The organism is Pyxidicoccus fallax, assembly GCF_012933655.1.
GTDB lineage: Bacteria > Myxococcota > Myxococcia > Myxococcales > Myxococcaceae > Myxococcus > Myxococcus fallax.
This window is the reverse complement of record NZ_JABBJJ010000349.1, coordinates 1-12,753: the sequence shown is the minus strand read 5'-3', so window position 1 is coordinate 12,753 and position 12,753 is coordinate 1. Positions and strand designations below refer to the sequence as shown.

The 12,753-nt window shown below is 68.4% G+C and carries 12 protein-coding genes and 1 pseudogene; all 13 read right to left on the bottom strand.

The window, feature by feature from the left end:
• Positions 1–147: 147 nt before the first annotated feature.
• Positions 148–1,581, bottom strand: coding sequence for an FHA domain-containing protein (locus tag HG543_RS43970; RefSeq protein ID WP_343073591.1), 1,434 nt, complete (start codon positions 1,579–1,581; stop codon positions 148–150).
• Positions 1,582–1,608: 27 nt separating this feature from the next.
• Entirely contained in the window at positions 1,609–2,493 is an 885-nt protein-coding gene (locus HG543_RS43965) for a type II secretion system F family protein (protein ID WP_169350933.1), read from the bottom strand.
• Between the two features lie 10 nt (positions 2,494–2,503).
• Positions 2,504–3,349, bottom strand: a complete 846-nt coding sequence (locus HG543_RS43960) for a type II secretion system F family protein (protein WP_169350932.1) — start codon at positions 3,347–3,349, stop codon at positions 2,504–2,506.
• A gap of 47 nt (positions 3,350–3,396) precedes the next feature.
• Positions 3,397–4,209 (bottom strand): Flp pilus assembly protein CpaB, encoded by an 813-nt coding sequence (gene cpaB / locus HG543_RS43955; RefSeq protein WP_169350931.1) that lies wholly within the window; start codon positions 4,207–4,209, stop codon positions 3,397–3,399.
• Positions 4,210–4,507: 298 nt separating this feature from the next.
• Entirely contained in the window at positions 4,508–5,233 is a 726-nt protein-coding gene (locus HG543_RS43950) for a hypothetical protein (RefSeq protein WP_169350930.1), read from the bottom strand.
• Positions 5,234–5,339: 106 nt separating this feature from the next.
• A complete protein-coding gene (locus HG543_RS43945; RefSeq protein WP_169350929.1) occupies positions 5,340–6,083 on the bottom strand; it encodes a hypothetical protein in 744 nt (247 codons plus the stop codon).
• Positions 6,080–6,310 (bottom strand): hypothetical protein, encoded by a 231-nt coding sequence (locus HG543_RS43940; RefSeq protein WP_169350928.1) that lies wholly within the window; start codon positions 6,308–6,310, stop codon positions 6,080–6,082. Before HG543_RS43940 ends, HG543_RS43945 begins: the two co-directional genes overlap by 4 nt.
• Positions 6,307–7,116, bottom strand: a complete 810-nt coding sequence (locus HG543_RS43935) for a hypothetical protein (RefSeq protein WP_343073589.1) — start codon at positions 7,114–7,116, stop codon at positions 6,307–6,309. Before HG543_RS43935 ends, HG543_RS43940 begins: the two co-directional genes overlap by 4 nt.
• Entirely contained in the window at positions 7,113–7,859 is a 747-nt protein-coding gene (locus HG543_RS43930; protein WP_343073588.1) for a hypothetical protein, read from the bottom strand. Before HG543_RS43930 ends, HG543_RS43935 begins: the two co-directional genes overlap by 4 nt.
• Positions 7,860–7,884: 25 nt before the next feature.
• Positions 7,885–9,051, bottom strand: a complete 1,167-nt coding sequence (locus HG543_RS43925) for a TadE/TadG family type IV pilus assembly protein (protein WP_169350926.1) — start codon at positions 9,049–9,051, stop codon at positions 7,885–7,887.
• 16 nt (positions 9,052–9,067) lie between these two features.
• Positions 9,068–11,167 (bottom strand): TadE/TadG family type IV pilus assembly protein, encoded by a 2,100-nt coding sequence (locus tag HG543_RS43920; RefSeq protein ID WP_169350925.1) that lies wholly within the window; start codon positions 11,165–11,167, stop codon positions 9,068–9,070.
• An 18-nt stretch (positions 11,168–11,185) separates the two neighbouring features.
• A complete protein-coding gene (locus HG543_RS43915; protein ID WP_169350924.1) occupies positions 11,186–12,181 on the bottom strand; it encodes a TadE/TadG family type IV pilus assembly protein in 996 nt (331 codons plus the stop codon).
• 98 nt (positions 12,182–12,279) lie between these two features.
• Positions 12,280–12,753: pseudogene (locus tag HG543_RS43910) on the bottom strand (anti-sigma factor family protein); the annotation flags it as partial.

Sequence of the window (12,753 nt, the reverse complement as noted above, 5' to 3'; positions counted from 1 at the left end):
GTGCCGGGGCGGCACCGGGGGACGTCCTGCGCGCGGCGGGGCGGGCCCCGGTCCCGCCCGAGGGCGTCCCGGAGGTGGGCCTGCGGCGCGCCGGAGGGGAACCGTTCGACATGGGGGTCACCGACTGACTACGAGGGGGGCACGGGCCTACAGCTCGTGCTCATATGCCAATTCCAACGCCCGATTGTGGCAGCGATGCTCGGCTGTAGGGAAGCGCCTGCTGACTTCCTGCAGCGCCGCCCGGGCCTTCTTCGCGTTGCGGAACTGCACGGCGCGTTGGAAATCGAGCATCAGCTGGCTGCACTTGTGGTCCAGCTCGGCCGTCACCTGACCGAGCTGGTAGCGCACGTCCTGGTACAGGCCCGGCTTCTCGTCCAGGGCCTCCAGGGTGAGCCACGCGAAGCGGTACTGCCGCCACGCCTTGAAGAGGTTCTCCGCGCCCACGTCCTTCGTCTCGTGGAAGCGGGCTGCGGCCGTCGTGTACTGGCGCGCCTTGGCCAGCAGGTCCTCGGCGGACAGCTCCGGCACCGGGATGATTTCCAGCCGCAGGTTCCACACCCGCCACGTGTCGTTGCCGGGCGGGTTGCGCACGTTGTCGAAGGACAGCGTGTTGACGTCGTTTCGCTTGAGCAGGGAGACCGGGAGGATGTGCTCCAGCTCCCGCTCCGCGGTGGAGGCCGTGTCCGGGGCCACCCAGCCCAGGTTGGCCCCGTTGACCACCAGCGACACCTCCTCCTTGGAGATGCCGCTGGCCTGGTAGTGCAGCACCGCCACCGCGCGGGTGGGCGTGACGTACTGGAACTCGAAGGACTTCTGGTCCGGGCGCTCCCACCGCACGTCCTCGCCCAGGCCGAACGAGTCCGGCACTGTCTCCAGCCCGAGCGACACCGGCTCCGGGCCGCTCGGCCCGCCGATGTCCAACCGGGGCATGAACACGTAGCCCAGCGCGCCCAGGCCGCCCAGCACCACCACCGCCAGCATCAGGCCCGTGACCACCCGGGCCCCGCGCGACAGCGAGCCCCACCAGAGCACCAGCTGTCCCCCGCCGCTGCGGGCCAGCTCGCGGCGGCGGCGCGCGCGCTCGGCGGCGCTCGTCCCGTCGGCGACGACGGCGGCGGCCGGGGCCTCCGGCTGCGCCAGCGCGGCGGGAGGCGGCGGCTCGACGGGAGGCGGCGGTGAGTCCGCCGGGCGCTGAGGGGTGATGGCCGGCATCATGCCGGTGGGCAGCAGCTCGGCCATGCCGTCCGCGGGCGGCGGCGGCGCGTTGCGGCGGATGGGGCGCGTGGCGTCCTCGTCCCCGTCCGGCGGCACCCAGACGAAGGTGAACTCCACCGGCCCCACGGTGATGCGGTCCCCGTCCCTCAGCTGCTGCTCGCCGGCCAGCAGCGCGGCGTTGAGCGAGGTGCCGTTGGAGCTGCCCTTGTCCTCGACGAAATACTTCCCCTGCCGCTCGACGATGCTGGCGTGCCTGCGGGACACGCCGTGGTCGTGCAGCACCAGGTCATTCTCCGAGGTCCGGCCGATCTTCACCTCGGCCTGCTCGAAGACGAGCTCCCTTCCCTCCTGGAGCCCCTTCGTGATGGTCAGACGGATAGGCAGGGGACGACCTCAGATGAGATCACCGAAGAAGAACTGGAACACGATGGGCCCGAACAGCACCATGAACACCGTCGGGAAGATGCAGGCGATGAGCGGGAAGAGCATCTTCACCGGGGCCTCGCCGGCCAGCTTCTCCGCGCGCTGGGTGCGGTCGATGCGCATCTGCGTGGACTGGATGCGCAGCACCTTGCCCAGGCTGGTGCCCATCTTGTCCGCCTGGATGAGCGCGGTGACGAACGTCGTCAGGGGCGGCAGGTCCACGCGGACGATCATGCTCTTGAGCGCCTCTTCGCGCGTCTTGCCCATCTTCAGCTGCTTGAGGACGAGCTGCAGCTCCTCGCGCAGCGGGCCCTGCTTGCCCTTCTCCACCACCTTCGCCAGCGCGGCGGTGAAGTCCAGGCCCGCCTCCACCGACAGCGTCAGCAGGTCCAGGCTGTAGGGCAGCGCGCGGCTGATGAGCAGGTGGCGCTTCTTCACCTGGTCCGTCAGCCAGATGAGCGGGTAGTACATGCCGAGCAGCAGGAACCCCAGCGCCCACGCCAGGTTGAAGCCCAGGCTGTTCATCAGGATCAGGCCCATGATGAGGCCCGCCACGGCGCTGACTTCCTGGAGCGCCATGATGTCCTCGGGCTTGTAGCCCTGCGGCTCACCGGCCTTGATGAGGTTGCGCCGCGCCTTGGACTCGTAGCCCGGCCACATGAAGCGCCGGTTCATGGCGCCCAGCCGGCGGATGGCCACCGAGCCGGCGCCCTTCACGCCACCGGCGGACTCGTCGCGCACCTCCGACAGGAAGCGCTCGAAGAACTGCTGGTACAGGCCCAGGCCGAGGAAGCCCACCGCTCCCGCGAAGAGCAGCGCCGAGCTGCCGACCAGCACTTGCGTCAGGACATCCACGGTGCACCCCTCAGATATCGATGTTGACGATGCGCCGGATGATGAGGATGCCCATGACTTCCATGATGGCGATGATGACCACCAGGATCCACCCGAACAGGTGGTTCATCATGGGCTCCATGAGGTCCGGCCGCATGTAGTTGAGCACCATGCCCAGCACCGCCGGCATGGCCGCGACAATCCACCCCTGCAGCTTGCCCTGGGAGGTGAGCGCGTCGATCTTCCCCTCGAGGCGGAAGCGCTCGCGGATCACCGTGGAGATGGTCTCGAACATCTCCGCCATGTTGCCGCCGAGCTGCCGGGCGATGTTCGTGGACACCACCACCAGCTCCAGGTCGTCGCTGCCCACCCGGCGCCCCATGTTGATGAGCGCCTCCTCCAGCGGCACGCCCAGCTTCACTTCCTTCACGAACAGGCCGAACTCCTGGGACAAGGGCGGCATCGCCTCGCGCGCCACGTGCTCAATCGCCTGCGGGAAGGTGAGGCCCGCCTTGAAGGCGTTGGCCATGGCCTGCAGCGCGTCCACCAGCTGCACGTTGAACTTCTTGATGCGCCGCTTGCGGTAGTGCTTGACGAGCAGCATCGGCACGAAGAAGCCGAACACCGTCAGGAGCACCGCCATGATGGGGTTGAAGATGATGTACGAGAGGATCCCCAACAAGCACATGCTCGCGATGTTGAGGATCAACATCTGGCGCGCATCGATGAAGAGGAACATGTCGCTCAAGTCGTTCATCGACTTGGCGACGTAGCGCTCCTGGTACTGCTCGTACGCCTTCGACAGGACGCTGAAGATCACCAGGCTGAAGAAGAAGACAGACCCGGTGACGAGGAGGAGGACGATTCCGGCGAGCATGGGCGTGCGTCCCTGGGAGGTGGGGAGGACCCGGCGTCAGGCGGCCACTACGGCGCGGTGGCGCCCGCGGCCTTCTCGCCGCCCTTGATGATCTGGATGATCTCCCGGCGCTTCTGCTCCAGCACACGGGTGCGCTCGCCGGACAGCAGCGTGCTGATGGTGGCGCGGCCGCGCTCCTCGATGAGGTCCACGTCGTCCTCGTTGCGCAGGGTGAGCGTCAGCTGGCCCAGCTCCGTCGCCAGCACGAGGATTTCCGCCTCCTCCGGCAGCACCATCAGCGAGATGTTGTTGTAGTCGCGCTGGTTCTCCGGGATGAGGTTCACGTTCGTGGTGCCGGTGATCTTGCCCGTGGCCACCACGATGACGTTCTGCAGCAGCGTCACCGCCACGCTCTCGTCCGTCTGCGGGTCGCGGAAGGTCCCGATGACGTCCACCTTGTCGTTGGGGCGGATCCACCCGCCCACGGACGTGGTGTTCTTCGCCTCGATGGTGATGGCGCGCGCCTTCTTCTGCACCTTCGAGGACAGGCGCTCGGCCGCCTTCGTCGTCTCGAACTGGCTCCACAGCAGCGGATCACCCGCCTGCAGCGCCACCAGCACCTTCTGGTTCACCACGTACGAGGCCGAGTCCGGGCGCACCACCGACGAGGTGACGAACTGCTCCGGCACCGAGCGCTGGGAGATCATCTCGAAGGTGATGACGGTGCCCTCGGGGACGTCCTGCGCCGCCACCACGACGGGCACCAGGTTCCAGCCGCGGCGCACGTCCGCCTCCTTCTTCTTGATGGCGGAATACGCGATGACGCCGGCCAGCAGGCCCAGCACGAGCGCGACGACGAGCGGAGTCTTGCCCTTCAACATGATTCAGGAACCTCCAAAACGGGGGGGCGCCGTTCGGCGGCGAGCAGTCCAGAGGGGGTGTTTGAAAACAAGAAGGCGCAACAGGCCAGAATGGCGCGAGATGTTAGCCGTGCGATACGGCGGGTGTCAAAACCACCTCTCGTGACAGCCATGTATCCCGCGTCTTTCCAGGACCAGGACCGAGACTCGCCGAGTCCCGAGTCTCGGGCAATACACGGGTTTCCTGGAAGTGTCCGAAAACCCGCGAAGAGGCTCCGCGCCGGCAGGGAGGGCCCGGCGCGGAAGGCGGACTCGGGGGCTACAGGTCGCGGATGGCGTCGCGGTCGTCCTCGGTGAGGCCGTCGTCCTCGGTGACGCTGTAGATGGCCTTCTGGAGGATTTCGACGCGCTCGCCGTCACCGGCGATGTCCTTGTTCCGCATCAGCGTGTAGACCTCCCTCATCCCCGGGTGGTCGGTGACGGGGCCCAGCGTGTAGCGCGCGTCCGGGTCCGACGGCGAGAGGTCCATGTTGATGCAGTAGAGGTGCAGGGGAATCTTCACGGGGACGGGGCCGGGGCTGCCGCCATCCACGTTGCCGCCCGGGCCCGGAGGCGTGGGGGGAACCGGCACCGACGTCTCCTCCACCAGGATGCCGTTCTGGTGCCCCTCTCCCTGCGAGACGATGACGAGCCCCGGGGGGAACTTCACCGTCACCGGGCCTCCGGTGGTGTTGGTGACCTCCAGGCACGCGCGCACCATGAAGCCGCTGCCCACCGGCTCCAGCTGGCCCTCGCCGCAGTTGCCGTCGTCATCCGCGCCAGAGATGGGCCCGGACACAATCTGGACGCCCGCTGGCAACGTCAGCGGCGTGCCCTTCGGCTGGCGCCGGTCCTTGCCGAAGCCCGGCTCCGCTCCCGCGGAGGGGCTGCCCGCGTCGGGCTCGTTGTTGTCCGGGTCCTTCCCATCGTCCTCGCAACCCGCCACTCCGCCCGCCACTCCCGCCAGGGCCGCAACCGCCAGCCACGTCCATCGCGCCTTCGCCATGTGCGCCTCTCCCTCGAGATGCCAGCGGCCGGCCACCGCTGGGTCAACGTGAACCCGGAGCCTCGCCGAGCCTGCCCACCCAGGCAACCCCGCAATGTGGGGAGCGTCAAGGAAGCAGGGGAGCGGCGGGCCCCGAGTCTGGCAGGTCGGGATTGAAGAGGCCGCGGAGGACGAGGGGCGCGCCGGTTTCGTCGCGCAGCAGCGCCGGCTGGCCCGCCTCCAGGCCCACGACGCGCAGGGAGAAGGAGACGCCGTCGGGCGTGACGAAGAGCCAGAGGTCCCCTGGCACTACCGGTTCAGCCCGGGAGTCCGGCTCCGCCACGCGCACCACCCGGGGCGGCACCGCCCGGAAGGTCCGGTCCGCCACGCGGGCATCGTCGCGCCGGGCCCGCTCGAGCGCGGCCTGCCACGGGCCCACCTCCACCGGCACCGCGGCGGCGGACTGGAGCTGGCCCACCATCTCCAGGTGGACGCGCCGCGCGGACGCGAGGAAGGCCAGGTTGGCCCGCGGCTCGGAGCGCTCTTCCGGAGGCCTCCGTCCGGAGGCGAGCGTCGCCCCCACGCCGGCGAGCACCGCCAGGGAGGCCCACAGCGGCGCGGAGCGGCGCCTCGCCAGCCCCACGAGCAGCCGCGCGGTGCCCACCGCGGCCACCACCGACGCGACGAGCAGCAGCCACCGCGGCGGCGCACCGGCGTGGAAGGGCCGCGACAGCGCCCGCGCCACGTGCCGCCACTCGGGGAGCGCGGCGCCCAGCGGCACCGCGGCCAGGACCAGGAAGACGCCCGCATGCACCAGCCGCAGGCCCCAGGGGGAGGTGTCCCCTGCCCTGCTCCGCGCGCCCGCCGTCATGGGAACGGCAGGTTGAGCACGAAGTAATACGAGTCGTAATAAATCTGGTAGGCCTCCATGAAGAGGTCGATGACGTTGGACTGCCTGTCCTCGGTCCAGCGGATCTTCACCGACGCGCCGACCACGAGCGCGACGACGAGGATCCAGTTGATCATCGAGTACTCCACCATGGCCTGGCCCCGCGCGGCGCGGCGGGGGGAGCGCTGCGGCTTCGTCGTGGGTGTCATGGGCTCTCCTCTGCGTCCTCCACCTGGGCCCAGGGGAGGTTGGCGAACTTCTGCTCCGCGTACTCCAGGCGGATCTGCGGCTCGTTGGGCAGCGGCATGCGGATGCGCGACTTCGCGTCCACGCCGTACTCGGCGACCTCCATGGCCTGGCCGATGCCGGGAATCTCTACCTTCGCCAGTTGGATGACGGGAATCTCCCGGCTCATCCAGATGCGCTTGAGCACGGTGGAGTGCAGCACCACCTCCACCGGCACGGCGCTGACGGTGCCCGCGTGGGTCATCAGCCGCGCCTCCTTGCCGGAGCGGACCACCGGCACGGGCCGGGAGGCCTTGGGGGCCGGGCGGGGCTCGTCCTCGTCGCCGGTGTTGCGCTGCTTCTCCTCGGACAGCGCCTGCTCCAGCGCCTCGCGCGAGTACTCCTGCGGCTTGCCGTAGCCGGCGGAGGCGATGAGGCGGGTGATGGCGTGACGCGTCGGGTGCTCCTCGCCCAGGGCCACCAGCATCTTCATCTGCCCCAGCGGCGAGCGCATGGCGGGGTGCGTGCCGAACTCCACCTCCAGCCACACCGCGTCCCGCTCGTAGCGGTCCTTCTCCTGACCCACGACGGCGATGCGCCAGTAGTGCACGCGCGCGCCGCCTCCATCCATCCGGTAGGTGACCCAGTCGCCCACCTTGGAGTCCCGAGCGCCCCGGGCCATGTGGTCCATCAGCGTCTTCACCGCGGGCGGCGGAGGGCCTCCGGCCGCGCGGGAGGGGGCCGCGACGAGCAGCACGGCGAGCACCCAGAACGTGGCGAAGGTCTTCACGGCTTCGAGCCCTCCCGGGGCTGCTGCTTCGAGCGCTGGTGCTCCTGGCGGCTCTCCTGCACGGCGATGTCGTTGGGCATGCCGTCGGGCCGGTCCGAGCCCACCCACATCTGTACCATGGCCGTCAGCCCCGCCTCCACGGGCCGCAGCGTCGTCAGCACCTGCTCTCCCTTGCGGGCGTGCTCCAGGGTGAGCTGCGTCTCGCCGCCCAGCTTCAGGGCGGACTGGCGCACCGGCGCATAGCCCTCCTTCACCAGCGCCTGGCTGACGCGCTGGCGCACGTCCTCCAGGTTGCCCTCCACCAGGGAGGAGCGGTTCTGCGAGCTGCCCGGAGCGTCCCGGGTGGCCAGGTCCTGGCTGTAGAGCATGCCCTCCAGCTTCACCAGCCCGGGGGGCGGGCTCTTCGGCGCGCTCACCCACAAATCCCTCAGCACGGTGAAGCCCACGGTCTTCCCCGCGTGCCGGCGCAGCACCACCCCGCGCTGGAGCCCCTCGCGCGTGTAGAGCGCGGACACCACCGCCTCGTGCTCCAGGTCCCCGTCCACCGCGGTGGGGTAGCCCTGCGAGCGCCAGAACTTGACGAAGTAGTCCGCCACCTTCTGCATCGAGTCGTCGGTGGTGAAGTACGCCATGCGGTAGTACTCCCCCGCGATGACGAGGTCGTTGCCGATGCGCGTGTGCACCGTGCCCGGATAGACGGGCAGCTCCTGCTGGGCGTGGGCGGCGGTGGCCCCCAGCAGCACGAGCAGCGCGAGCCGGGACAGGGCCCTACTGGCAATTGACGACTTCGGTGTTCTTGTCGCCCTGGGTCGCATCGGTGCTGGTCTCGGCGGACGGGTCCTCGGCCTGGGGGTTCTTGCAGCCCATGAAGTGCTCACCGCGCGCCTCGAAGATCTTGATGTACTGCGCCTTCGTCAGCTGCTGGTCCCGGAACGGCGCCGTGTCGAAGCACTGCGGCCGGTCGTAGTCGAGCAGCTCCTTGTCGTTCGACATCTGGTCCTGCAGGCCGTGCGAGGCGGCCGCCGGATAGCTGTTCACTCCGGCGCAGTTCAGGTCTCCTGGCAAGCCGTAGTTCTTCGAGACGACGAAGGTCCCCAGGAAGGCAGGCGAGAAGGCCTTGAAGAAGTCCAGCACCCCGCCGAGCGGCGAGCCCTCGATGCGGTCCTTCACGCCCATGAAGGTCATGCGGTTGACCTGCTGGTAGAGGCCGTGGGGGTCGTCGCCGCCGGTGTGCGCGCCGGAGCGCCGGCCCTTGAGGACGGCGTCACTGCCGTCCGGCAGGTTCCACCCGTTGGCGTACATGGAGTGGTGGGCGTTGAGCTGCAGGCTGTTGAGGTCCCTGCCGCCGAACATGTTCTGCTTGAAGAAGCCGCCCTGCCCGCCGCTCTCGTCCAGGTAGCTGCGCGGGAGGATGGCGTTGTCGAAGCGCATCCCCACCCGGGTGTCCACCCAGCCCTTGGTGTTGAAGCGCCAGAAGCCCAGGAGCCCGTTGGCCCCGCCATTCACCGCGCCGAGGATGGAGCTGGCGAAGCCCTCACTGGAGTTGCCCAGCGCCAGCCCCGCCTCGATGAAGGGAATCTCCTTGTTGGTGATTTCCGCCTGGATGTTGCTGTAGCGGGCGATGAAGGTCCCCGCGGGGGCGTTGTCCTCCACCGAGTCCATGTCCTTGAAGCGCTCCTGGAGCTCCTCCATGGCCTCCTTCTTCGCGTCCTCGAAGGCGGCGTCGTGCTCCGCCTTGGCGAAGTCGCTCAGGGTGTAGCTGGTCATCTCCCAGGTGGCGTAGCGCGCCATCTCCAGGAGCTTCAGCTTCGCGCGCACCAGCTCCGTCAGGTACATGCTGAACATGAGGAGCGACACCAGCAGCGGCACGGCGAGGGCGAACTCGACGGTGGCCGCGCCCCGGTGAAGGGCCTTGCGCTGTCTCTTGAGGCTCATCGGCGGGCCTTTGGGCTCAGTGGGTGATGATCTTCGGAGCGATGTTCTTCAACGGCCCCGGCAGGGCGTCGTTCAACTGGCCCGCCAGCGGGAGGTTGTGGCGGCCCTGGTACACGGACGCCAGGCGCGGACGCCAGTAGGGGTTGAAGAAGTTCGGGTGCTCCGTCCAGTTGCCGGGCCGGTGGTAGTACGTCTGCCCGCGGGTGATGACGTTGAGGCCCTCGGAGAAGGACAGGAACTTCTTGCGGTTGTTCTCCAGCACCAGCTCGTCGTTCTCCGAGGCGAACTTGAAGTTGACCTTCTTCTGGGCGTTCAGAAGCGCGGGCGCGTTGGTGCCGGCCTCCTTGTCCTTCAGGTCCTTGTTGGTGATTTCGTCCGGGCTCTTGTTGAGCGCCACCCAGGTGGACGGCTGGTTGAAGTCGAACTTGTAGCGCGGCGCGGCGCCCTCGCCCGCGGTGCGGCCGCACACGCCCTCGAACTGGCCGGGCTCGAAGTGCATGAAGGGGATGACGCCCTTCCACGGATGGTTGCCGTCCTGCGCCGCCTGCACGTTCGCGGTGTAGACGTCCATCTCGCCCTTGCCGAAGGGGCAGAGCCCCGCCGGTATCGCGCAGACCTTGGTCCGCGTGACGCCCACGGCCGCCTCCGGGCCCTTGGGCCGGTTGCGCCTGAGCCAGTTGTCACCCGTGGGATTCTGGTCGGGGTGGATGCGCCAGTGCACGCCGCCATCGTTGTGCGTGCTCTGCTTCTCGTTCATCGCCCAGATGCTGGTCTTCATCATGTGCTGGTAGGGCATGTACTTGCCGCCACCGTCGCGGTAGCCCTTGCGCGGGTCACCCCAGCACTTGAGGATGTTCTTCTCGTTGTCCTTGCAGGCCAGCGGGTTGGTGAACGGGCCGAAGCCCTCCGGGCCGAACTTCATCCAGTACAGGTCGTCCGAGCCCATGTTGTCGCCCTGGGCCATCATGCCGAGCGCCGGATCGATGCCGTCCTTCCAGTCGCGGATGTAGTTGCGCGGGTGGGTGGAGGACAGGCCCGCGCGGGTGAGCTTCTCCACGTTCGGGTTGTTGTAGGTCAGCAGGCGCGTCTGCCCCAGCTTCCCGAACTGGAAGACGCCGGGGATGTTGACCTCGTTGTTGAGCCACTCGCCGATGATGCCCAGCCAGCTCGGCAGCGGGATGAGGTCGCCCAGGCGGCGCGAGGTGATGAACTTCTCCTGGCACTCCACCAGCGACACCCCGCCCACACCCAGCCCGCCCTTGGAGTCACAGGCGTAGCGGGTGGCGTTGGAGATGGCGCCCATGGAGCGCTTGGCGCGCGCCTGCTTCTCCGACTCCTTCCACGAGTCCTCCTTGATGGGCTTCAAGGGGTTGAGCGGCATGCCCAGCGGGCGGCCCCCCGCCTCCGGCATGTGCGTCTGGTCGAAGAGGCACTGGCTGATGACGCCGGTGATGGCCTGACTGAAGAGCGAGTCGACGTTCTTGTCGTTGTCGGCAATCACCGTGTCCGTGGTCTGGAACACGTGCGTGGACGCCGACATCATCACCGCCTGGGACGCGAAGAACAGGACGCTGTTGAGCACCCAGTGGGTGGGGATGATCATCTTCCCCACGAACTTGTCCGGATTGAGCCCGCGTACCAGGTTGTGGAAGCCCAGCACCACGATGCGCCAGGCGTTCATCGCCGTCTCGATGACCTTCAGCACCTGTCCCACCACCGGTATCAATTTCAGGATGGGACAGGCGACCTTCCAGAAGGCGTTTTTCTTCCCCGCGCATGGGTTCAACGTCTTCATGAACCCGTAGGTGTCCGACAGGAAAGCCTCGGCGAAGTAGATGAGTGACAGGAGCGACTGCCACAGCATCGCCGAGACGTAGTGCGACACCTGGGTGCGGTTGGCGTACGCGTAGAAGTTGAACGCGCGCGCCTCCATGGCCGCCATCGAGTAGGCGGCCGAGTCCGCCGTGTTCTGCAGGCGGATGCGCTCGTGCACCGTGTGGCCGATGTTGACCGTGGTCAGCACGGCGATGGACAGCACGAGCATCATCAGCGCGGCCAGGACGAGCGCCTGGCCTTCCTGGCGGCGGAAGCTCTGTCGGAGGGTCCGGGTGAACATAGGGTGGGGAGCGGCCTCTTACAGGCCCCAGTCGGGGTTGAGGTGCATGATCCACTTCCGGTGGAAGTTGGACTGCATGCGCATGGTGTGCGTGGCCGTCAGCGGGATGAAGTAGCGGCGGCCCGCGAGCTCTGAGACGAGGGGGATGCTGCCGTTGGCCAGACCCCAGAGGATGGACATCTCCAGCGGGTAGAGGGAGTTGTAGCCCTTCTCGTGCCGGATGCCTCCGCGCGCGGCCGCGCCGGCCAGCCCGCTGAGGTTGCCGGTGCGGTTCATCGCGTTGGCGCCCGAGTCGAGCGTGCCGCGGTCGATGGCGCCGTGGATGACCATCCCCGCGTTGGAGGCGAACCACGAGGTGAAGATGATCCAGTTCGCGAAGGGCACCCTCAGCTCGTACCAGTAGCGCAGGCGGATGGTGAGCCGCGTGGACTTGCGGAAGACGAGCTCCGACTCATCCGGCTCCGGCAGGTTGAAGAACTTGCGGATGTGGTTCTCCAGCGAGGGCACTTCCGGGAAGCTGTCCGCGCCGTCGAAGTCCAGCTCCTGCCAGTTGTAGCCGGGGCGCAGCTTCCAGATGGTGTCGATGGGCGTGAAGTAGGCCGGGTTGATGGTGTCCACCCGCACCTGACCGATGAGGTTGGCGCCGTTGAGCGTGCGGGGCACCACCCCGCCGCCGAAGTTCAGCGCCGTCAGGCCCTTGTCGTAGGCCAGATGGATGGCGAACGTCTTGGTCAGGTTGCCGATGTCGTTGGTGGGCCCCATCGTGGGCAGCAGCGCGACGATGGCCGCGTCATGCATGCGCTCGTTGTTGCCGTTCCACACGATGCCGGCCCGAGCCGCCTGATACGCGGCGTACTCGGTCATCAGCTTCGCGTGTTGCATCATGGTAAGCTGGATGATGCCCAGCACCATGAACACCATGAGGGGCATGATCATCGCGGCTTCCACCGCGGCCTGACCCGACTGCCCGCTGGACGTCCCCCGCGTCCGCGCTCCCTGTCCTGCCTGTCCCATGACCGCCATTATCCGGCGGTTGTACACCGGATCGCATCGGTCAAATGGACCTCGGTGATACTTGCTCCCCTGCTTTCATTTACTCAGAAAGCGCTGTCTCACCGCGCGGGCTGCGCGGCCTTCGCGGGAGTTCCTGGAGTGGCGTCCTCGCGGCCGAGGAGGCGGCGGGCGGTGCGAGCAGCGGCACTGGAATCCGGGGCCTCGTCCAGCACCGCGGCGCAGGCGGCGCGGCCCGCTTCCCGGCGTCCCAGGGTGAGCTCCGCGTCGCACAGCCGGTTGAGGAGGTCCCAGCGCTCCGCCCCGGACGCACCGGCGTTGAGCGCCGAGCGCAGCAGGCTCACCTCCAGGGCGCGGTCCCCATCGCGGTTCGCCGCCTGGGCCTGACGGGACAGCTCGGAGACGGACGGGCCCGGCTCCCGGGACGCCAGCCGGCGCGCGGGGGCGGCCGCCACGGCGGCGGCGGTGGTCCCCACGGCCTCGGACTTACGAGACTTCTTGGCGGCCACATCGGCCACATCCAAATCGGCGGAGGGCCCGGCGGGGGCGCGGTTCGCGGCCGGCGGCTCGCGGCG